This window comes from Arcanobacterium ihumii, assembly GCF_900604515.1.
In the GTDB taxonomy this organism is placed as follows: Bacteria; Actinomycetota; Actinomycetes; order Actinomycetales; family Actinomycetaceae; genus Arcanobacterium_A; species Arcanobacterium_A ihumii.
Genome location: NZ_UWOS01000002.1, coordinates 236,570 through 258,683, shown reverse-complemented (window position 1 = coordinate 258,683; position 22,114 = coordinate 236,570). Strand labels below are relative to the sequence as shown.

At 49.0% G+C, this 22,114-nt stretch carries 20 protein-coding genes; 9 read left to right on the top strand and 11 right to left on the bottom strand.

The genetic code is table 11. The features are described from left to right. Positions 1–49: 49 nt before the first annotated feature. The 3 genes from EIH22_RS06215 to lpdA form a co-directional block, all read right to left on the bottom strand. The gene (locus tag EIH22_RS06215; protein WP_124054943.1) at positions 50–1,261 is read right to left on the bottom strand and encodes an MFS transporter; all 1,212 of its coding nucleotides are present in this window, start codon (positions 1,259–1,261) and stop codon (positions 50–52) included. A gap of 127 nt (positions 1,262–1,388) precedes the next feature. Continuing rightward, positions 1,389–3,125 (bottom strand): 2-oxoglutarate dehydrogenase, E2 component, dihydrolipoamide succinyltransferase, encoded by a 1,737-nt coding sequence (gene sucB / locus EIH22_RS06210; RefSeq protein WP_124054942.1) that lies wholly within the window; start codon positions 3,123–3,125, stop codon positions 1,389–1,391. Between the two features lie 21 nt (positions 3,126–3,146). Then, entirely contained in the window at positions 3,147–4,523 is a 1,377-nt protein-coding gene (gene lpdA / locus EIH22_RS06205) for a dihydrolipoyl dehydrogenase (RefSeq protein ID WP_124054941.1), read from the bottom strand. A gap of 229 nt (positions 4,524–4,752) precedes the next feature. Between lpdA and EIH22_RS06200 the strand changes: the two genes are divergently transcribed. Further along, on the top strand, positions 4,753–5,094 hold the full coding sequence (locus EIH22_RS06200; RefSeq protein ID WP_124054940.1) for an oxidoreductase: 342 nt from the start codon (positions 4,753–4,755) through the stop codon (positions 5,092–5,094). A gap of 79 nt (positions 5,095–5,173) precedes the next feature. Here the strand turns inward: EIH22_RS06200 and EIH22_RS06195 are convergent, their stop codons facing one another. After that, a complete protein-coding gene (locus tag EIH22_RS06195; RefSeq protein ID WP_124054939.1) occupies positions 5,174–6,619 on the bottom strand; it encodes a leucyl aminopeptidase in 1,446 nt (481 codons plus the stop codon). Positions 6,620–6,638: 19 nt separating this feature from the next. Further along, positions 6,639–7,310 (bottom strand): DUF3043 domain-containing protein, encoded by a 672-nt coding sequence (locus EIH22_RS06190; RefSeq protein WP_160149035.1) that lies wholly within the window; start codon positions 7,308–7,310, stop codon positions 6,639–6,641. A 113-nt stretch (positions 7,311–7,423) separates the two neighbouring features. Between EIH22_RS06190 and EIH22_RS06185 the strand changes: the two genes are divergently transcribed. The 4 genes from EIH22_RS06185 to EIH22_RS06170 all read left to right on the top strand — a co-directional run bounded on the left by EIH22_RS06185 (position 7,424) and on the right by EIH22_RS06170 (position 11,485). Next, positions 7,424–8,767 (top strand): dipeptidase, encoded by a 1,344-nt coding sequence (locus EIH22_RS06185; RefSeq protein ID WP_124054937.1) that lies wholly within the window; start codon positions 7,424–7,426, stop codon positions 8,765–8,767. Between the two features lie 3 nt (positions 8,768–8,770). Beyond that, a complete protein-coding gene (locus tag EIH22_RS06180) occupies positions 8,771–9,958 on the top strand; it encodes a hypothetical protein (protein ID WP_124054936.1) in 1,188 nt (395 codons plus the stop codon). Between the two features lie 137 nt (positions 9,959–10,095). Then, entirely contained in the window at positions 10,096–10,446 is a 351-nt protein-coding gene (erpA, locus tag EIH22_RS06175) for an iron-sulfur cluster insertion protein ErpA (RefSeq protein ID WP_124054935.1), read from the top strand. Positions 10,447–10,537: 91 nt separating this feature from the next. Continuing rightward, on the top strand, positions 10,538–11,485 hold the full coding sequence (locus tag EIH22_RS06170; RefSeq protein WP_124054934.1) for an FKBP-type peptidyl-prolyl cis-trans isomerase: 948 nt from the start codon (positions 10,538–10,540) through the stop codon (positions 11,483–11,485). Positions 11,486–11,579: 94 nt separating this feature from the next. Here the strand turns inward: EIH22_RS06170 and EIH22_RS06165 are convergent, their stop codons facing one another. The 5 genes from EIH22_RS06165 to EIH22_RS06145 form a co-directional block, all read right to left on the bottom strand. Beyond that, the gene (locus EIH22_RS06165; RefSeq protein ID WP_124054933.1) at positions 11,580–12,224 is read right to left on the bottom strand and encodes a LutC/YkgG family protein; all 645 of its coding nucleotides are present in this window, start codon (positions 12,222–12,224) and stop codon (positions 11,580–11,582) included. Further along, the gene (locus EIH22_RS06160; RefSeq protein ID WP_124054932.1) at positions 12,221–13,750 is read right to left on the bottom strand and encodes a LutB/LldF family L-lactate oxidation iron-sulfur protein; all 1,530 of its coding nucleotides are present in this window, start codon (positions 13,748–13,750) and stop codon (positions 12,221–12,223) included. The genes EIH22_RS06165 and EIH22_RS06160 overlap by 4 nt, the downstream gene beginning before the upstream one ends. Before the next feature lies 1 nt (position 13,751). Next, the gene (locus EIH22_RS06155) at positions 13,752–14,540 is read right to left on the bottom strand and encodes a (Fe-S)-binding protein (RefSeq protein ID WP_124054931.1); all 789 of its coding nucleotides are present in this window, start codon (positions 14,538–14,540) and stop codon (positions 13,752–13,754) included. A gap of 35 nt (positions 14,541–14,575) precedes the next feature. Then, positions 14,576–16,240, bottom strand: a complete 1,665-nt coding sequence (locus tag EIH22_RS06150; RefSeq protein WP_124054930.1) for an L-lactate permease — start codon at positions 16,238–16,240, stop codon at positions 14,576–14,578. A gap of 284 nt (positions 16,241–16,524) precedes the next feature. After that, complete coding sequence (locus tag EIH22_RS06145; protein ID WP_124054929.1) at positions 16,525–17,148, bottom strand: superoxide dismutase; 624 nt, start codon at positions 17,146–17,148, stop codon at positions 16,525–16,527. A gap of 248 nt (positions 17,149–17,396) precedes the next feature. Between EIH22_RS06145 and EIH22_RS06140 the strand changes: the two genes are divergently transcribed. Together EIH22_RS06140 and trpD are read left to right on the top strand one after the other, a co-directional pair. Next, on the top strand, positions 17,397–17,825 hold the full coding sequence (locus EIH22_RS06140) for a response regulator (protein ID WP_124054928.1): 429 nt from the start codon (positions 17,397–17,399) through the stop codon (positions 17,823–17,825). Next, the gene (trpD, locus tag EIH22_RS06135; protein WP_124054927.1) at positions 17,825–18,883 is read left to right on the top strand and encodes an anthranilate phosphoribosyltransferase; all 1,059 of its coding nucleotides are present in this window, start codon (positions 17,825–17,827) and stop codon (positions 18,881–18,883) included. The genes EIH22_RS06140 and trpD overlap by 1 nt, the downstream gene beginning before the upstream one ends. 3 nt (positions 18,884–18,886) lie before the next feature. Here the strand turns inward: trpD and EIH22_RS06130 are convergent, their stop codons facing one another. Then, positions 18,887–19,228 (bottom strand): Lrp/AsnC family transcriptional regulator, encoded by a 342-nt coding sequence (locus EIH22_RS06130; RefSeq protein ID WP_235001797.1) that lies wholly within the window; start codon positions 19,226–19,228, stop codon positions 18,887–18,889. A 164-nt stretch (positions 19,229–19,392) separates the two neighbouring features. Between EIH22_RS06130 and EIH22_RS06125 the strand changes: the two genes are divergently transcribed. Beyond that, complete coding sequence (locus tag EIH22_RS06125) at positions 19,393–20,607, top strand: pyrophosphate--fructose-6-phosphate 1-phosphotransferase (protein ID WP_124054926.1); 1,215 nt, start codon at positions 19,393–19,395, stop codon at positions 20,605–20,607. A gap of 139 nt (positions 20,608–20,746) precedes the next feature. Then, positions 20,747–22,102, top strand: a complete 1,356-nt coding sequence (locus tag EIH22_RS06120) for a class II 3-deoxy-7-phosphoheptulonate synthase (protein ID WP_124054925.1) — start codon at positions 20,747–20,749, stop codon at positions 22,100–22,102. The last annotated feature ends 12 nt before the right edge of the window (positions 22,103–22,114 follow it).

Below are 22,114 nucleotides of genomic sequence, written 5' to 3'. Positions count from 1 at the left end.
TTCGTAAACGAATTCTAATTGATTTAGATTTAGCCACCAAATGGGGTAATCACGTTTCACTTGAGGTTTTAACCTTTACAGTAAACAGCGTAACAAACGTCATGAGGAGTGCAGAAACTGCGGCAACATAGAAACCGTAGGGGAGATGGATCTCGAGAAGAGTTCCAGCAATTGTTGAGGAAAGCGAAACGCCGACGACATTCATGGATCCTAGTGCAGTCACTGCGACAGCGCTTCCTCCTGGAGGTGCGAGGCGCCCAGCTAAAGTAAAAATCGCTACCGACGCTGGGCCGATTGCCAAACCGTTGATGAACATAAGAAATGCAAGCGTCCAGTCCGAGAAAGCAAGGGAACATAAGAAAGCGCCAAAGCCAATCGCAATTCCAGCTACGATGATGCGTTTCGCTTGCGAAATTTTCTCCGGAATCATTACTGCGCCAAGGGCGGTAAGTGCAGATCCAAGACCAAGAGCCGCGTAGATAATTCCGCCCTTACCGGGTTCACCGGTGTAGTTTGCATATCCTGTTACCGACGTCTGCATTGCGCCGAAGAACATTCCGAGTGTTGCCATCGCGCCGAGCGGAACAATAACTTTTCGCATTACATATCCCATCTTCGGGGAATTTGCGATTTCTTCGCTCGAAGATGCACCTACACTGAAGCGTGAGAGTGCAAATGGAACTACACAAGTTACGACGATGCATGCAGTGACAACTAGAGGTGCAGCAGGATGAATGAGGGCTGCCATGAGACCGACAGCTGCTGGTCCTAACACGAAAGACATCTCATCAATCGTGGATTCAAACGATAATGCGGCAGCAAGCTGTGGGGGAGTTTTTGAAAGTGAATACCAGCGGATACGTGCAAGTGCGCCTATAGGCGAGGTTGTTAAACCAATAAGTGCGCATAGGACTGCCAGGAGCCACAGTGGCGCGGCAAGAATAGCAGCGACGACGAATCCAACCAGTGACAGTACGCTCACCGGTGCAATATATAAAAGCGGGTATTTCTGACCATATTTATCGGTCAGCCTGCCAATGATTGGATTGCCAATTCCTGTCGCAATTGCTTGTGCAGCGGAGACAATAGCAGCATTGGCAACTGAACCAGTGGTCACTGTAACAAGCGTTAATACTCCGATTACATTCATCGAAGTAGGTAGTCGTCCGATGAATGAAATTAAAAGGTATAAACCACTGGTAAGCTGTGGAAGATCTCTATAACTTCCTAATTTAGACCCAAGGTCCAATTTTCTTTTCACAATTTCCTAACCTGTTAAGTGCCAAACTATCCTACTATAGCTTAAAAATAGTCTTGGTGTGTAAAGGTTATCCTTTACACACCAAGACTCAGTTAGGGATCGGTCTAATTAATAACTAATGTTGTATCTACAGACCGATTTCTGCTCCAAAGTCGCCTTCTTCGAGACGAGCCTTAACGTCGCGTAAGAAGCGTGAAGCGTCTGCGCCGTCAACGATACGGTGGTCGTAGGAAATGGAGAGGTAGCACTTCGAACGAATCGAAATTACTTCGTTTCCGTCTTGATCCTTGACTACGCCTGGAGCCTTAAAGATCGCGCCAGTTCCCATGATTGCAACGTTTGGCTGGTTAATGATCGGGGTATCAAAGATAGCTCCGATGGAACCAGTATTGGTAATCGTGAAGGTCGAACCAGCCATTTCGTCGGCGCCAATCTTTCCATCGCGAGTACGAGCAGCAAGATCGCCAACAGCCTTAGAAATACCGGCGATATTAAGATCGCCTGCGTTCTTAATAACTGGAACGAACAGACCCTTCTCGGTGTCCACCGCAATACCAACGTGCTCGACGTTGTGGTAAACGATTTCGCTACCTTCTACCGAGCTGTTGATAATTGGGTGAGCCTTGAGGGCTTCAGTTGCTGCCTTGATGAAGAATGGCAAGTAGGTCAGCTTTACGCCTTCGCGTGCTACGAAAGCGTTCTTTGCCTGTGCACGTAATGCAACGATACGTGTAACGTCAACTTCCATAACAGTCGTGAGCTGGGCAGAAGTCTGCAGAGACTCAACCATGCGCTTAGCAATCGTCTTACGAAGACCGTTCATCTTCTGGCGGGTTCCACGCTTGCTAGAAGCCTGGACTGCCTTCTCAGCCATTTGAGCCTTAACCGAACCACCAGCAGGTGCTGCGGCAACTGGAGCTGGTGCTGCAGCAGGTGTCGAAGCCACTGCAGATGCTGCGGCCTTGGCGGCTTCTGCTGCTGCCTCAACATCCTGGCGACGAACACGTCCGCCGACGCCGGATCCCTTTACGGAACCGAGATCAACGCCAAGGTCTTTCGCGAGCTTACGAACGATCGGTGTGACGTAAGCTGAGTCGGAAGAAACAGTTTCCGATGGAGCCGAAGCCTGTGGGGCTGGTGCAGCAGCCGGAGCTGGCTTAGCTTCTTCCTTTGGCTCTTCCTTGGCTTCTGGTTCTTCCGCTTGCATTGTTTCCTCAGCCTGTGGTTCTTCCTTCTTTGGCTCTTCTGCAGCGCTACCGTCAGATTCGCCACCAATAATTGCCAAAACTGTACCGACTTCAACAGTCTCATCTTCATTCACGATGATCTTGGTGATAACACCTGCTGCGGGAGCTGGAACTTCGGTGTCTACCTTATCGGTCGAAACTTCGAGGATCGGCTCATCTTCTTCGACGGCGTCGCCGACTTCCTTAAGCCAGGTGGTTACGGTACCTTCGGTAACAGATTCGCCGAGGGCAGGCATCTTTACTTCGACTGCATCCGAAGAATCGCCTGAAGATTGAGAAGGCTCAGCGGATTCTTTTGGCTGCTCTTCATTCTTTTCTTCTGGTTCTTCAGTCTTCTCTTCTTCCTTGGAAGAGTCATCTGAGCTGGAGTTCGACGACGATCCGTCGCCGATATATCCAAGAACGGTTCCGACTTCAACAGTTTCATCTTCGCCGACTTCGATCTTCTCGAGAACGCCTGCTGCGGGAGCTGGAACTTCGGTGTCTACCTTATCGGTTGACACTTCGAGAATAGGTTCATCAGCTTCAACAGTGTCGCCGACTTCCTTAAGCCAGGTGGTTACGGTACCTTCGGTAACAGATTCGCCCAGTGCGGGCATCTTTATGGGTTCAGACATAATCCTGATCTCTCCCTATTCTCAGTTGTGGGTATGAAGTGGTTTGCCAGCCAGCGCCATGATCGCTTCACCAACAGATTCATTCTGAGTTGGGTGTGCGTGGATGGTGCCGTCAAAGTCTTCAGGGAATGCTTCCCAAGTGACCATAAGTTGACCTTCGCCTACCTGCTCACCCATGCGGGCGCCGATAGCGCTAAAACCAACGATTGGACCGTTCTTTTCACGAATCAGCTTAACGAAACCGGAGGTCTTAAGCATCTGGGACTTGCCGTTACCAGCGAGGTTGAACTCAACGGTTTCAACATTTTCCTTCCCGAATTTCTCCTCGGCTTTCTTTTGTGAAAGTCCAACTGAAGCAATTTCTGGGTTACAGAAAGTAACCTTTGGAATGTTGTTTTCGTCGATAACCTTTGGATTCATTCCTGCGATTTCTTCTGCAACGAAGATTCCTTGAAGGAATCCGCGGTGTGCAAGCTGAACACCAGGAACAATATCTCCAACTGCATAGATATTTCCGACCCCGGTGTGTAGACGCTCGTTTGTGATAACGAAGCCGCGATCAAGCTTGATACCCTGTTCTTCATATCCGAGGTTTGCAGTAGAAGGCCCGCGACCAATAGCGATAAGGAGGTATTCGGCGTCGTACTGCTTACCATCTTGGGTGAATACATGTACGCCGTTCTCGTCTTCTTCAACACGATCGAACATAGTTTTCGTCTTAAAAGCAATTTTGCGCTTACGGAATGCGCGCTCAAGATGCTTTGACACAGCTTCATCTTCGTTTGGAACTAAGTGATCCAATCCTTCGATAATCGTTACCTGCGCGCCGTAGGAGGCCCAAACAGAGGCGAACTCAACACCGATAACACCGCCGCCAAGCACGATGGCCGAATTTGGAACAGTCGTCATCTGGAGGGCCTGCTCCGAGGTGATGACACGGTTCGTGATCTTTTGGCCGATGGTCTTTGAATAAGAACCTGAAGCCAAGATGACGTTCTTACCCTTAAGGAGTTGACCATTTACTTCAACGGTATCTTGGGAAACGAGACGTCCCCAGCCGTGAATGGTTTCAACACCGCGAGAATCGATTAGACCGGTAAGACCTTTGTAGAGCCCTTCGATGACGCCAGCTTTATAGGTGTTGAGAGCTTCCATGTCGATGCCCTCGAACGTGCCCTTAACGCCGATGCTTGCGCCTTCACGCATTTCATCGGCTACTTCAGCAGCGTGGAGTAGTGCTTTGGTGGGAATACATCCACGATGAAGACAGGTTCCACCAAGCTTGTCTCCTTCGACCAATGCGACGCTCAAGCCGAGTTGCCCTGCACGCATTGCTGCTGCATAGCCACCGGAACCAGCGCCGAGGATCACTACATCGTATTCTTTCGTATCTGACACGTACCTCTCCCTCGAGTATCGGATCCAGGATTGGATCAACAAGTACCTTCGTCCTAATTCAACCACTTTTAGGCAATTTTTGCGCTGTAAATCGCCCAGGTAAAAGGTAAGAAAGCTAACTACTTTAGATTTTCGCGGTTTTTGGGGAATCTCTACTGTGCTCATCGCCACGGTTATGGCTAAAATGAACAAGAATAATTTTATATTTCTGGCAGAAGGAAGAAGAAAAATGGGTTGGTTTTCAAGAAGGGCTAAGTCTAAAGACCCAATCGATTTGGGAGCGGCGCCCACCCGATCACAGGTGAACCAGGCCCAAGACTACTTTTCGAATTTCGTTGAGACACGTCAATCAGTAAGCGCGTTTTTCGAAGAAGCCACCCCACGCGAAAGTGCAGCTCTTGTGCTAGTCGCCGGCGACGGTGAGTGGACCAGGCGTAAAGTAACCGATGCTTCATCGGCACGGAAGATTGCCCAGAAACTGGGTATCGATATTTTTGACGTTGCGAAGGTGGGGTATCCTCCGCAAATGCGTGAATGGAACAAAAAGAATCCGGGTTCAACGAAGCGTTGAACCCGGAAACCAAGCTAGCGCTGGCTATATGAAGTCAAGTTCATCTTATGGCGCTTCGCTAGATGTAAAGGTATTTATTTTAACCTAGAGCCTTTTCCTCGAGGTAATTAACTAGGGTCCGCATCATTGCGCCGGTAGCACCCTTTGGTGTGTATCCGTAGGCTGCCTCGCGGTTAAACGACGGACCTGCGATGTCGATATGAGCCCAAGGAGTATCTCCTACGAATTCCTTCAAGAACAGGCCTGCAACGAGCATGCCTCCGTAACGAGATCCAGAGTTCTTCATATCCGCAACATCGGACTTCAAACTGGATTTAAGGTGTGCTGGTAGCGGCATTCCCCAGGCGGATTCACCTGAATTTTGTGCTGCTGCAACAACGCTCTCGCGAACGTCATCACTACCCATAATTCCGGTGTAGCGTTCGCCAAGTGCAATCATTTGTGCGCCAGTCAATGTAGCAACGTCAATAACAACGTCTGGGGTTTCGTCAGTCGCCATTAATAAGCCATCAGCAAGGACAAGGCGGCCTTCGGCATCGGTGTTATTGATCTCCACGGACAGACCGTTTTTATAGGTGATAACGTCGTCTGGACGAGTAGCCTGACCAGAAACCATGTTTTCCGCCAAACACATCCAGCCCACAACCTTCGTCGGTAGTTGGAGCTGAGCTGCGCTAATAACGGCGTGTAAGATGGTTGCGGCACCGCCCATATCGGTTTTCATCTCTGTGATTGCAGTAGAAGGCTTGAGTGAGTAACCGCCGGTATCAAACATGATGCCTTTTCCTACCAAAGCGGTGAAACCTTGAGCACCTTGTGGATTCCACTCAACTCGAACTAACTTGGGGGAGTTCTTTGAGCCTTGGCCAACTGCAAGTAGACCAGCCAAGTTCTTTTCCTTGAGTGTGGCTACGTCGAAAACCTCTACCTTGCAACCGGCTGCTTCTGCTTCACCAACTGTATACTGCGCGAAGGATTCAGTGTTGAGGTCGTTTGCAGGGGTGTTCACCAAGTCGCGAACTTTGTTCACGTTGGCTACAACAACCATGGAGTGATCAAGGATAGTTTGGGCATCGTCGAGGTTGGAATCAAAGTGAATTGAGGAGACGGGGAGTTCAGCTTCCGAACGATAGCGGGTGAAGTCATAAGCCCCTAAAAGCGCACCTTCAGAAATGGCTTCAAATTCGGCGTTCGTATTGTGCGCAAGTGCCACACTAACTTCGTTCAGACCCGCCGCTGCGCGCACGCCTGCTCCAGCAACTTCGCGAAGTTCTTCAAGATCTGGTTCGGTGCAAATTCCCACTGCAAACACAGGGGTGTTAGGAACGGTTGATACTACAAGCTGAGTGACCGTGGCATGTGAACCAGAAGCGCGCAAAGTTGCGAGTGAAGATTCACATGCTTGGATGAAACCGTCGTCGTCAATAGAAGAGACTAACGCATACCCATCATCTGTCTTAGAATATCCGACGATGATAGCGGTGGAGTTGAGATTGGTAAATTTTTCTAACTTAATTTCGGTCATGATTTTCCTAGCGTTAGTATTATTTTCCGGCCTTTTTAGCTGCTTTAAGATCTTCGCGGGATGATCCCGGAGGGAACTCGCCACGCTTCACCTGCGGTGTAGGAAGGCGCCAACGGCGAATATAGAAGCAACGTCCGAGCATTTGCATGGTGAAACCACGCGGAATCTGATCAGTCCCAAATCGGTAAGAGGCAAGAGTCTTTGCTCGGCGCACAACGAATAATGCGTTAAAGAGCATAATGAAGAAGATTAGGTAGAGCGCAAGTGTCAGGTAATTAACGATCTGCGGGAAACGTAGCTGGAAAATCATCATCGGAATTAGAGCAATTGCCAGTGGCATAAACCATGACGAGACCGGTGCCGATGCATCAATATAATCACGAGCCCATTTGCGTGCCTTGCCTTGATGCTGCACCGGCATGTGCTTCTCATCGCCAGTGCGCATTGCCTGCTGCTGTTGGTAGTACAGTTCGTTTGAACGTTTACGATCCTGGGCCTTCTTAGCCTTCTTTTGCTCTTTCGTGAGTTTAGTGCGGTCGGCAACAATTGGTCTGCGTTGTGCGGCTTCTACATCTCTACGCTTCGGGGTAGCTGTGCCCTTCTTAGGTGTGTACCCCTTCGGAGTAGCCTCAACGGTGCTTTCTGAAGCAGCTGAATTACCGCTTGTAGATTCTTTCTTCGAACCAAACACGTGTAGTAGTCCTTCTAATGACGAAATATTAAACCTATCCTAGTCTATCGGAAATTCTGCCTAATTTACGCACGAGCATTGCGTTCGCGACGAGGGGAGATAGGATAAATACCATGAATACTGAAAAAGTTGTTTCACGAATTAACGATATCTATGACAAGACCAAGCAGGATCTGATCGAATTAGTTGCAATTCCTTCAGTGTCGGCTTCATCTTTTGACCAAACTCAGATGGACCGTTCCGCTGAATGGATCGCCGCCAAAGCACGCGCTCTGGGATTGACTACGGAAGTCATAAAGATTAAAACCGAAAGTGGCCTAGTTGGGCGTCCAGCTATCTTGGCAACCCGGGTAGCTGAACCAGGAAAGCCAACTGTTTTGCTCTATGCTCACCATGATGTACAGCCACAGGGCAAGACTGAACTGTGGGATTCAGATCCATTCGTGGCAGAGGAGAGGAATGGTCGCCTCTATGGTCGCGGTGCCGCTGACGACAAGGCGGGTGTCTTGCTTCACCTCGCAGCTATTGAAGTAGCAGACCCAGGTGTTGGAATTACACTTTTCATTGAAGGGGAAGAAGAAGTCGGCTCGCCAACCTTTGTTGACTTCCTACATAAGTATCGTGACACGTTGAAGTCGGACGTCATTGTAGTTGCAGACTCTAATAACTGGAAAGTTGGAGTTCCATCGTTGACGACTTCTTTGCGTGGTGTGACTCAACTGGATGTCAAGATCTCTGTTCTTGACCACGCACTTCACTCGGGAATGTATTCAGGACCAGTTCTTGACGCGGTTACGATCGCTTCTCGTCTTATCGCTACTTTGCATAACGATGCCGGTGAGATCGTCGTCGAAGGTCTAGAACAGCGTGACGAAACGACCGTTGATTACCCAGAAGCTGATTTACGTCAAGACATGGGGCTGCTTGAAGGCGTCCAACTCGCTGGCACTGGTTCGCTTACCTCGCGTCTGTGGACCAAGCCAACGATCACGGTGATCGGAATGGATGTCACGCCAACTGACGTTGCTTCCAACACTCTCATTCCTTCTGTTAAGTTTACGCTTTCCATGCGTGTGACCCCGGGTCAAGATGCTCGTGAAGCTGCGAAGGCTTTGGAAAAGCATCTACGTGAGCATGTACCTTTCAACGCTAAAATCGAGATTAATCTCAATGAGGCAGGTCCATCCTTTCAAGCTGCTCAAACTTCTCCCACCACTGAACTTGCAAAGTGGGCGCTGAAGACCGCATGGGATGTTGAACCGGTAGATATCGGCGTCGGCGGATCGATTCCATTTATCTCGGATCTTGCCGAGGTCTTCCCAGAAGCTGAAATTTTGGTTACAGGAGTGGAAGATCCAGATACTCGCGCCCATTCGGAGAACGAATCTCTACACTTGGGTGACTGGAAGAACGCAATGGTTGCAGAAGCGCTTTTGCTCTCGCGTTTGGGTGAGTGATTCTTGCGTATTCTTGCAATTGCTTCAGGCATGAGTGCCCTTGAGCCCAGCCAAGTTTCAGAAGCTTTTCTGGCTGGCTGGGCTCAAGCACGCCCAAATGACGACATTTCGATTTTTCCGTCAAGTGAAGGGGCACTCATCGGAAATCGTTCGAGTGGCCTTCTCGATCTGTATGAGTCCTATTGGAATGTTCTTCCGCATTCTTCTTCAGCTAGTTGCGATGTCTACCTTGGAAAAAAGAAGGTTGAGTTGCCAACCGGTGCCAAGTCATCGGTCTTGAGCCGGGGGATCATTGATTTAGCGTCAAGTATGACGTGGCGCGAAGATGGAAATCTCCCGCTCGCTTCAACGGAATTTCTTGGACATGCATTGAAAAACTTGATCGGCATCCAGGTTGATGAGATCCATCTACACCTGCCAAGGTTTTCGGCTGCATCTGATCTTGGCATTGCTTTACTAAGTGTTTTTGCTCCGACTCCATTATCTTTTGACGCAGACGTTGATGTTGCGTCGCTCACGGTAGCTTTGAATTGTTTTTATACGGCTCTTGACGGCATTCGCGTAATCGTTACCTATGCCGAGGGTCAAGAACTCCGTGGGGTTTCAGGGATGGCAAAAGCATGGAACGACAGGGGTGTTACAGGCGATGCTGCTCAGGATTTCGAGCGACACGCAGGAGCTTGGATCCATGCGATGAAGCGTGTGGCTGTTGGAACGCGCCATACAAAAAATAAAATTGTAGCTCTTGGGGATGCACCCTCCTCTGACCTAAAGAATTTCTCGGGAGTAGGCGGTGGGCTCGGTTTCCTTTTCGATAAAATTGGTGCCGAGACGTGGATGCTTTCTGAATTCGTGTTGCGGGGAGGAATTTATTCCGATCTGGACATTGCTGCTCAGATAAGTAAAGCAGATGCCGTTTTCTATTTAACAAGCGTTATTGGTGAAGCAATACCACGTGGTCTTACTCTCGTTTCAGAGCTTTGTGAAAACTACGGAATCGCGCTTATCTTGATTTCAGAATCAGCAGGTTTACGAAAAGGCGACCTCCCACGATTTGGTTTGGCTGGTTCATATGACGTCGACTCAGGCAGACAATGGCTTGAACAAGGCGTTTTCGATCCGAAACGTGTGGTGCCTGCAGGCAGCGTTGAAGAATTGACTAAACGAGTTGCTCACACCTGGGGATGGTGAGGAAGCTCGTTTTCACTGGAACCGTCAGTGGTATAATTCGCTTCGCGAAGAATCAAGTAGCTTAGCGTTGGAGTGCCACGTCAAATGTGGTTAGGCTGTATCTTACAAAGATAATGACTTGCGATGGAGGTCAAAGAATGAGCGAACAGCTCGAGGCTGCAACACACGGTGTTACTCTTACCGAGGTAGCTGCCCAGAAAGTTAAGTCACTACTTGAGCAGGAAGGACGTGACGATCTACGCCTTCGAGTAGCTGTCCAGCCAGGCGGTTGTTCAGGTTTGATGTATCAGCTTTACTTCGACGAGCGTTTTCTTGATGGAGACGCAGTGGCTGAGTTCGACGGTGTTGAAGTAATCGTTGATCGTATGTCGGTACCATATCTTGACGGTGCAACGATCGACTTTGCGGATTCGATCGAGCGTCAGGGCTTCACTATTGATAACCCTGCTGCAAAAGGAACCTGTGCTTGTGGAGAGTCCTTCCACTGAGTTCTAAAGTTCCCCGATAAAATATCGGGGAACTTTACTTTTAGTGTCTTATGTAAGAAAAGACGCTTTCTGGTATGACGTAGGAGTGTACGTGAAACGTCAATTGATTGCCGGTATTACCTCGGCACTTATGATTTTCGGTTTAGCTGCGTGTGGTAATAACGAAGCGAAATCAAGCAACTCTACTTCGTCGTCATCCCAAAAAGAATGGGATGGGACGATGCCGACGGTGGAAGAAAAGGGAGAAAAGACCAAACTTAAGTTCCCTGATTCTGGTGCACCAAAGGACCTTAAAGTCCAAGTTGTTGCTGAAGGAAGTGGAGCAACCGTAGAAAAGACCGACACAGTCATTGCCGATTACGTTGGTCAAGTTTGGGGTAAGGACGAATCTTTTGACTCCTCCTTCAAGCGCGGCGCACCGACTGGGTTCCTTTTGGAAAAGGTTATTGCTGGATGGACTGAAGGTCTCGCGGGTCAAAAAATTGGTTCGAAAGTAATCTTGGTGGTACCACCGGACAAGGGCTATGGCGCTTCTGGCGGTAATCAAGCTGCGGGTATTGGTGCAGATGACGTTATTGCATTCTATGTCGAGATCAAGGATGCTTACGGAAAAGATAAGGGCGGAGACCCTCACGCAAAACCTGAAACTCCACTTGATCAGCTCCCAGTAGAAATTTCAGGTGAGCTAGGATCGCCAGTTTCAGTGAAGGTAAAAGCAGGTCAGCCACAACCGACTCAGCGTCAACTCACTGTTATTGCTCGTGGTTCAGGTGAACCAGTTAAAGATGCCGGCACCACCGTTTATCTGCAGTATGGGATGTCTTTATGGGATAACTCCACCGGTGAATCCACCTACGGAATCACTGGTCCACAGGCTATTCCAGTGACTGCAGGGTCTCCTTTTGAATTATTGAAAGACATCCCAGTTGGTTCACGAGTGCTTATTACTCAACCAGCCTCAGAAGGCGCTAATCCGCCCAAGAGCCCAGCCTTTGCAGTAGTAGTCGATATTGTTGGTCAGATCCCTGCTGGTAAGTGAGCGGTTTTAAGAGTTAGAGGAACATTTAATATAGGTATGGGTGTGGGGAGAACCTTTGAAAGGTTCTCCCCACACCCATACCTAGCAACGGGGATTAGTCGACGATGATTACACGTAAATTACGTGGACCATGAACGCCATCAACTCGAACTAGTTCGATATCAGATGTTGCCGAAGGACCAGCGATCCAAGTGAATGGACGAGTTGGGTTCTCACCGAGGATATCTACCGCTTGCGGAACGGTAGGGTAAATGTCCTTTGCTCGTAAAACGATTACGTGTGTATCTGGGATCAAGGTGATCGCGCGGCGTCCCTGATCTGCTTCCCCGTCAAGGATGATTGTTCCAGACATCGAAATTGCTACAGCGGATGAAGTTACCACTGCGTCAATGTCATTGAGCTGGTAGTTATCAAGAGGAGCATCAACGGAGTCTTGCTGGACTATGCGTCCGTCGCGTTCTGCAGCTTCTTGCCAGTCCTTCTTCAAACCGTGCGGGACAACCACAGACTTGGCATCTGAAAGAAACGAGTCAATTGCATCGGCGATTCCATCTTCCTTACAACGTATGACGGTTGCGGTGTAATCTTCGAGTTTCTCAATGAGATCCGCAATTACAGCCTCGCTACCTGGCAGATCTTCTGCGGTACGACGGTAGTTGCGTGGAGGTTCAGGTGTAGGAACCTTCTGAGTTGCGAGGGCTGCTCGTACGGAATTTAGGATATCGTCACGTGCGCTCATTTTTCCTCACCTTTCTTTTGCTCTTCGTTATACCAGTCACGGAATGACTGCGCTGGTGGAGCGGGTACATCTTTGTTTCGAGTCCATGCAGATACCGGCCATGGAAGCGCGGAAATCTTTTCGTCCTTACCGGCAATTGGGCGTCCCAATTTTGCCATGCGGGCTGCCTTTTCGAAGCGATGGCCGTTAGACATAACCTTAGACGATGCCTTCATGGCTACATCCCAACCGTTTGGAATTCCGCCGCGGTTAGCCTCGGTGTAACGGTGGCGCAAGTGAACCAAAGCTCCAGGAATATCGATTTTAACTGGGCAAACATCTCCACAAGCTCCGCATAGTGTGGAAGCGAAGGGCAGCGAGGCAGCTGGATCGTGGTGATCGGTGGCTTCAAGCAATTGCGGCGTAAGGATTGCGCCGATTGGACCTGGGTAAATCGAGTTGTATGCGTGTCCGCCTACATGTTCGTATACTGGGCATACATTCAAACAAGCCGCACAACGAATGCAGTGAAGTGCTTCGCGTCCTACCTCATCTGCAAGTGCCTTCGAACGACCATTATCAAGCAAAATTAAGTGGAACTCTTGTGGTCCGTCACCTGGGGTGACGCCGGTCCAGAAGGAAGTGTATGGGTTCATACGTTCGCCTGTTGCCGAACGTGGCAGGAGTTGGGAGAAGACCTCAGCGTCTTGGAAGCGAGGCACCATCTTTTCAATTCCGACGACGGAAATAAGTGTTTCAGGCAAGGTCAGGCACATACGACCGTTTCCTTCTGATTCGTAAACAGAAAGAGTTCCGGTTTCGGAGATCATCATATTGGATCCCGAAATTGCCACCTTGGATTTAAGGAAAAGTGCGCGCAAATGAGCGCGGGCGGCCATTGCGAGTTCACGTGGATCTGCTGTGAGACCTTTAGGCGCATCTGCCATCTCCCTTAAGAAGATTTCACGGATCTCAGAACGGTTGCGGTGAATTGCAGGAACAACGAGGTGAGAGGGCATATCTTTGCCAAGTTGCACAATCATTTCTGCAAGATCGGTTTCCCAAGCCTTGATGCCATGTGAATCAAGGAATTCATTCAAATTGATTTCCTGGGTAACCATGGATTTAACTTTGACAACTTCTTCTACCTGCTTCTCGCGAAGAATAGAAAGAATGATCTCGTTTGCTTCTGCCGCATCACGCGCCCAGTGGACGATACCGCCGCGCTTGGTAACATTTTCTTCCATCTGGACGAGCAGTTCAGGCAGGTTAGACATAGTCTCGTGTTTAATGGCCGAAGCTGATTCGCGTAGATCTTCCCAATCGGGCATTTCTAAGACGCGAAGGTTGCGCTTGCTACGAATCGTGTGGGTAGCATGCCCTAGGTTCTTGCGCATCTGGCTGTTTCGAAGTGTGGAGGCTGCACCTTGTGGGAAAGATGAACCCCAACGGAGAGTATCTTCGGGAAGTGGCTGTCCAACTTCCCATTGGTCGGCGTTGTGCTTCAAGCCAGAAACGAATTTTGGAATACCTAGAAAGGTTGCCATATCAGACACCTGCCTTTACTGTCGTGGACGGAGCAGTCCAAGGGTGATCCTGGGTGCCAGCAAGGACTTCTGCGAGATGCATCGCGCGAACACCTGCACGGTTACGAGCAAGGCCACCAGCGATGTGCATGAGGCAGGAGTAGTCTCCTGCAACCAAAACATCTGCACCCGTGGACTTGATATTCGTCATCTTGTCCGCAAGCATCGATGCAGAGGTTTCCGCGTTCTTTAAGGAGAAGGTTCCGCCGAAGCCACAGCAGGACTCTGCTTCTGGCAAATCAACCAAATCGATTCCTTGTACTTCGCGAAGCAACTGATACGGGCGATCGCCTACACGAGCAACTCGTAAAGAATGGCAGGTTGGATGGTAGGTCACGCGATGTGGGAAGTAAGCACCGACGTCGGTCTTTCCAAGAATATCAACCAGGAATTCCGATAGCTCGTAGGTTTTCGCAGCGATTTCGCCAGCGGTCTTAGCAAGTCCGTCAAAGCCTTCTGCCTTTGCAACCATTTCTTGTTGATGACGGATTGAACCGGTGCAAGAACCTGAAGGGACAACGATGGCATCCCATTCGCCGTCGAGTACAGGCGAAAAAGTCTCAACGTGGTTCTTAATTAGTGGCATTGCCTCTGGGTAGTAACCGGTGTTGATATGCATCTGGCCACAGCATGCCTGCGACTGCGGGAATTCGACGGTAACGCCGAGACGTTCCAAAAGGTGCATCGTTGCTTGAGGGGCCTGTGGGAACATCGAGTCGGCGATACATGTAGCAAATAATGCGACTTTCATGAATCCTCTTTCTATTTGTGTGCTAGTGAACGAGTCTAAAGAGTAGGGATAATGCCTTGAGATGCCAAGAAAATAATGATGCAGAGGTAACCGAGTAGGCCGAAGGACCACGGTGCAACCTTGCGAAGAATTTCTGGCTCGCTACCAACCTGGCCTACTGCGGTTGCAGCGATTGCCAAGTTCTGTGGCGAAACGATCTTTCCAATACCCCCACCGATCGAGTTTGCGGAGAGCAATACACCCGGGTCTAAGGAAGCTCCGTGAGCGGCGGTGGATTGGAGATTAGCGAATAATGCATTAGAGGATGTAGCAGATCCGGTTACAGCGGTTCCGATCCATCCAAGGATAGGAGAAAGGAAACCAAACGCGGAGCCAGTAGCTGCAAGGGCGGCACCGATAGCGACCGTTTGGCCCGAGAAGTTCATGACGTAGGCAAGTGCCATAACGAGGGCGATCGTCAGCAATGAGAGTTTGAGTGAAGAAATCGTGGTAAAGAGAGTGCGGATTCCTTGCCCAAATGAATATGGGAAGAGGTCACTTGAAGAATTCTTGCCGTAGATGAATGCAACGATCAAGGCTGTCAAAACAATCATGGTGCCTGGTGAGGATAAGGTTTGTAGATTGCAGATCGGGGAAGTGGAAACTTCACCGCTTGGGGTAAGTAATTGTCCGTAGAGACCTGGCCACTTAATTTGGCGATCTGTGGAAGCCAAAAGAGCAGGGACGTCGATCCCTAAACGCCATAGCTTAGCAATTGCGAAGATGATGACGACGAGCCAGTAAGGCATAAGAGCAAGAGTTACTCGTCCAGCGTTGAGTGGTTTGTGAATGGTTTTGGAATCAATTCCGTGTGAACGGAATTCTTCTGGTGTTTGTGGATTCATTTTCGTTAAGATCGCTGCGGTTACGGTGAAGCCAAGCAAAGATGCAAATACAGCAGTGAGCTCGTAGGAGATGAAATTAGCCGCGATGACGTGGCCCAACGAGGTAACAATGCCCTGGACTAATGCTAGGAACCACAGTTCTTTGAGGCCGCGCTTGCCATCTAAAATCATGAGAAGTAGAAGCGGAACAAACGTTGCAATCCACGGGGTAAGCGATGAAGCGGTTGAAGCTACTTCTGTACCTGGTACGCCTCCGAGACGTCCCGCCGTCGTAACTGGAATAGCCATTGCTCCAAATCCGACGTTAATTGCATTACCAACCATGGTTACGACTGCGGCTTTAATGGGTGAAAGCCCCAGTGTGACCAGCATTGCCGCAACGATAGCTACTGGTGCACCAAATCCGGCTAGACCTTCGAGCAACCCACAAAACGAGAATGCGACGAGTAAGGCTTGGATACGGATATCGCCTTTTCCTACCGCGGAAAATACGGCACGTACGTCTTCTGAACGACCTGATGTCACAGTTAGGTTATAGAGCCAAACCGCTGCGATTACGATATAGATAATTGGAGCGAGGCCAAAAGCGATGCCTTGGAGGGTAGAAAGCCCTACCAACGAAATAGGCATTCCGAACCCTACAACTGCGGAAATAAAAGCTACGAGTAGTGAGCCCAGTGCGCACCAGTGGGTGGCTAGTTTGAACACTCCGAGCATAACGAAAAAGACGACGAGTGGAAAAATTCCTAGTAGTGCTGAAAGCACAACAGAATCACCAATTGCCGTGGTAGATGGCGTAAATGTAGTAAGAAGCATCTGAACTAATTAACCTCGTTGAAAATAGCTAAATGAAATGCACTCTTAAACATATTGCACCGAATAGCTAGAACTACTTGTTGAAATGGGAACAATTTCGCAAATTAAGTAATAGCCGGTTTTCCTAAATTGGAAATCGGGACGAAGGTCCTGTTTTTGCAAATTTTGGGACCTTTTTCGTTTTGGCAGGGAAATACCGGGGATATAGGTCCTTGTGGACAGAAAAGAAGTGTGGGTGTGGACTTTCGTCCACACCCACACCAGAAAAGGGCTCTATTTAAAAGTTATCGTACGATCAAGGAATCAGCCTTAGCTGCTGCGTTGACCAGGCGTTCGTTAACATCTGCCCAGTTCACGATGTTCCAGATTGCCTTAACGTAATCTGCCTTGACGTTGAGATAATCGAGGTAGAAGGCATGCTCCCACATATCAAGCATGAAGAGTGGAATGGTTCCAACTGGAACATTTGCCTGCTGGTCGAAGAGCTGGAAGATGTTGAGCTTGCCTGAAATTGAATCGTAGGCCAGGACTGCCCAACCGGAACCTTGGATACCAGTTGCAGTAGCGGTGAAGTGCTTCTTGAAGTTGTCGAAGCTGCCGAACGAATCCTTAATTGCCTCTGCGATTTCACCTTCTGGCTCACCGCCACCATTAGGTGAAAGGTTCTTCCAGAAAATGGAGTGGTTGGTGTGACCACCGAGGTTGAACGCAAGATCCTTAGAGAACTGATTGATTTTCGAAAGATCTCCAGCTTCACGGGCTGCTGCGAGGTTTTCGAGAGCAGCGTTAGCGCCACTCACATAGGTTGCATGATGCTTATCGTGATGAAGCTCCATGATCTTTCCAGAGATGTGCGGCTCGAGAGCTGCGTAGTCGTAATCTAGTTCGGGAAGGGTGTATACAGTCATTTTTCCTCCAGTGAAATGTACACAATCGCTTGGGCAACCAAGATTCGGCGGTTGCCACGCATAAAAAGCGATCTGAGATTAATTCTATGAAGTTCGTGCACTATAAGGCATTGAAATTTCACTATGTGCGCAATAATTTCGCAGATGCGCGATAAGATTGGTGTTGTATGTCTACGTCGTACCAGAAAATAGGTACACTATGTTTTGTGAATGGCAGACCGCCGAAAATAAGTACTGGAGGATTCCCTATGTCCGTTAAAGAATCTGCTCTTTCTCCCGCCGAAAAAGAGGCCGTTAATGTCCTTGTATACTCGGATAATAGAGAAACTCGTGCAGATGTAATGAACGCGGTGGGGAATCGCCTCGGTAAAGATCTCCCTTCAATTAACTGGGTAGAATCGGCAACGTGGCAGGGTGCAGAAATGAAGATCCAAGAAGGTGATTTCTCCCTCTTGATCCTTGACGCTGAAACCCCTAAGTTAGGCGGAATCGGACTTGGAAAGAAAGTTCGAGACGAAATCGATCCAGATATGGATTACGTCGTCCTTATCGCGCGTCCACAAGATGAATGGCTAGCCCGAGTCTCCAAGCCAAATGCTATTATTCAATATCCAATCAATCCTCGTGAGTTATCCGAGGTTGTAACCAAAATTCTTCGGGAGAAAGTTTCGCGCTGATGGTTAAATTTGCATGGCCTGATCTCATTTCAGCAGTAATAAACGGTTCAGATCTTAGTTCTGAGCAAACTGCTTGGGCAATGGATCAAGTCATGCAAGGGGCAACTTCTCCGATCGTCCTAGCCGGTTTTCTCACTGCCTTGGCAACAAAAGGTGAAACCACCGACGAATTCCTTGGTCTTGCTGATTCCATGCAAAGTCATGCGGAGAAGATTAGTCTGCCAACCGACTCCATAGATATTGTGGGAACAGGTGGGGATCGTCTCCGTACGGTAAATATTTCAACCATGGCGTCCGTCGTCATCGCCGCTGGTGGTGTCCCTGTGGTTAAGCACGGAAACCGCGCATCATCGTCGAAAAGTGGCTCAGCTGATTGTCTGGAGGCGCTCGGAATCAACCTGGACCTGTCGATTGCTGGAGTAGAAGAAGCTTTCGGGAAACTTGGAATTACTTTCCTCTTTGCTAATAAGTTCCATCCGTCTATGCGATTCGCTGCTCAAGCGCGTAAAGAATTAGCAGTTCCAACTGCTTTTAACGTGCTTGGGCCACTTACTAATCCAGCTCATCCCCAAGCCGGAGCTATCGGAGTTTCTCGCGCACACCAAGCTCCGCTAGTTGCCGGTGTGCTGGCTAAACGCCAAAACCGTGCACTGGTATTTCGAGGTAAGAATGGTCTTGACGAGCTATCGACTGTTGTACCAAATGAAATCTGGGAAGTTCGTGGAGGAGAAGTAACGTTTTCTGAGGTCGACGCCGTTTCTGAGCTTGGGCTCAAAGCCGCAACTATCGATGATCTTTTAGGGGATGATGCAGAATTCAATGCTCGCGTTGCAACTCGCGTTCTTCACGGGGAAAAAGGTTCCGTTCGCGACGCTGTTGTACTGAATGCTGCTGGAGCATTTGTTGCTGATGGTCGCCTCGACGGAGTTTGCCCAGATCAGGGGACATTGGTTGAGCGTTTGCGCCGTGGAATCGACATCGCCACGGACGTTATTGATTCGGGTAGAGCTCAGCAACTTTTAAGGGACTGGGTAAACCTATCCAAAACTTTGCGATAGCTTTTAGTTCAAACCCAGATCGAAAGCTACGTCAAGATCTTTAGTTGAGAATTCTTGAAATGCTAGGTAGGTCTTGACTGCTTTAACGCCGGGAACTTTAGCAATTTGACCTGGAATGATTTTTGCGAGGTTCTCGTGTGTAGGAGTTCTGACCAAGGCGATAAGATCAACGTCGCCGGTTACCGAATATACTTGGCTAACCTCATTGATTGCCGAGACAGCGTGCGCGACTTCTGGAATCTCATCGACTTGTGCATCAATTAATACGATTGCAGTAACCACAGAATCTCCTTGCTTATGGACGTGTGTATCTTGTAGTTTATCGATAATTTCTGATTCAGCCACTAAGAATTCTAATTGTGGATAGGAAGGCTAAGGAAATTTCCCAAGGATAAAAGAAGCTCTGGGAATTTCGAACTAGGAAATGTACACAGAGTCGGTAGAATAGTGTTAGTGCCAAATACGGCCTGTCAATGACAATTCATTGAAAAATCTATGAAAGGAAACGGATGACTGTCCGTCGCGTTGCCCTGCTCACCGCAGGTGGTTTTGCACCATGTCTATCTACCGCAGTTGGTGAACTCATCGAACGTTACACCGCTGTTGACCCTGAAATTGAGATTATCGGGTATCAATATGGTTACCACGGTCTTTTGACGGGAAACTATGTAGTCTTCAATGAAGAAGCTCGTAAGAATGCCGCAGCGCTGAAGAAATTTGGTGGTTCACCGATAGGTAATTCGCGTGTTAAGCTGACGAACAATCAGAACCTAGTTGATCGTGGACTGATTAAGGAAGGCCAAAACGCGCTCGAGGTCGCTGCGGAGAATCTGCGCCGCGACGGCGTTGATGTGTTGCACACCATCGGTGGTGACGATACCAACACCACCGCCGCTGATTTGGCCGCATACCTGCACGACAACGATTATGAGTTGACCGTGGTTGGCCTTCCCAAGACGATCGACAACGATATCGTTCCTATCCGTCAGTCCCTTGGCGCATGGACGGCTGCAGAACAAGCTTCTATCTTTGCTCAGAACGTCATCGGTGAGCATCGCTCGAACCCACGTATGTTGATCATCCACGAAGTCATGGGTCGAAACTGCGGCTACCTAACCGCACAGTCCGCAGCTGACTACCATGCTTGGGTCAAGGAACAGGAGTTCCTACCAGCTGCTGGTCTTTCCCAAGAGCGTTGGGATATCCATGCTGTCTACATTCCAGAAATCTCATTTGACCTTGATGTTGAAGCTTCGCGCTTGCGCAAGATCATGGATGAACAAGGGAACGTAAATATCTTCCTGTCGGAAGGTGCTGGAGTTAGCGAAATCATTGCTGAGATGCTTGAAGACGGTATTGAAGTAGAACGAGATCCTTTTGGTCATGTTAAGCTCGATACCATTAACCCTGGTCAATGGTTTGCTAAGCAATTCGCACAGGCAATTGGCGCTGAAAAGGTAATGGTTCAGAAGTCTGGTTACTTCTCACGTTCCGCTCGCTCGAATGATCGTGATCTAGAGCTTATCGCCACGATGGCGAAGCTGGCTGTTGAGTGTGCACTTCGTGGTGAACCTGGCGTAATCGGTCACGACGAAGACAAAAACGATGAGCTTCGTGCTATTGAGTTCTCTCGTATCGCGGGTGCTAAGCCGTTCGATGTCCACCAAGATTGGTTTGGTGAACTCATGACCGAAATCGGTCAGCAGTGGGAAGCAAAAGCATAATTCAGCTATTTAGAGTGTTCACAAGTGAAATCACTTAACTTTGCTATGTGAGTAACATGTAGAATGTGATCTCAGGAGTGCCCCGTTCAACTAGTGGATTCGTCCACCAAAATTGAACGGGGCACTTTAGACTATAAATGTGAATAATGAAGCAAATAGCCAACTTAGAGATTTGTATGCAGCGTGGAGCACGCTTGATGCGAAGCACCAACCGAATTATCCGGCTCCCGAAGAACTTGAAGCCGTCGTTGACTATTTGCGGACTATGCCCCCGCTTGTTTTCGCCGGTGAAGCAGATAAACTAACGTCTCTCATGGCGCGCGCTTCACAGGGGGAAGCCTTTGTTCTCCAAGGGGGAGACTGTGCGGAAACTTTTGAAACCGCAACGGCAGATCGAATCCGGTCAAAGATCCGCACGATTTTGCAGATGGCGGTGGTATTAACCTACGGTGCTTCGGTGCCTGTAATCAAACTAGGGCGAATGGCAGGGCAGTACGCTAAGCCACGTTCCAATGCAACTGAAGTTCGAGATGGAATCGCATTGCCTTCCTACATGGGAGATGCGGTTAATGGATTCGAATTCACCCCTGAATCGCGCACCCCAGATCCACGTCGTCTTATCGAAATGTATCAACGTTCAGCTACTACCTTGAACCTTATTAGAGCGTTCACGGCTGGTGGCTTTGCTGACCTTTCAAAGGTCCATGAATGGAACCTTGGCTTCGCCTCTAATCCCGCCTATAAGCGATACAACCAGCTGGCTGGTGAAATCGATAAGGCTATGAAGTTCATGGAAGCAGCAGGAGCAAACTCTGAGTCATTGCGGACAGTGGATTTCTACTCGTCCCACGAAGCTCTACTCTTGAACTACGAACACGCGATGACTCGCGTGGACTCTCGTACAGGGAATCTCTACAACACAGGGGCACATTTCTTGTGGATCGGTGAGAGAACACGTGGAATTAATGATGCCCACGTGGAAATGCTTTCACGTATTCACAACCCAATCGGTGTGAAGCTCGGACCAAACGTTTCAGCAGATGAAGTTAAAGCTCTTATTGACAAAATCAACCCGGAAGGCAAGGCTGGTCGCCTCACCCTCATCACCAGAATGGGAGCTCAAACTATTACCGAGCAGCTTCCACCGATTATTGAAGCTGTGCAGCGCGACGGACGTCCGATCACTTGGATTACTGATCCAATGCATGGAAATACGATTTCAGCATCGAACGGCTACAAAACTAGGCGCATGAGCGACGTTGTGAAAGAAATCAGTGAATTCTTTACTGTTCACTCTGAGATGGGAAGTTGTCCAGGCGGTGTCCACATCGAGCTCACTGGAGACGACGTCACTGAAGTCCTTGGGGGAGCCGAAGAAATCTTTGAAGATACCCTATCGACTCGTTACGAAACATTAGTGGACCCGCGGCTCAACCATCAGCAATCCCTAGAAACCGCATTTTTGGTTTCTGAAATTCTGCGCGAAACTAGCTGAGTTTAGAAGGCT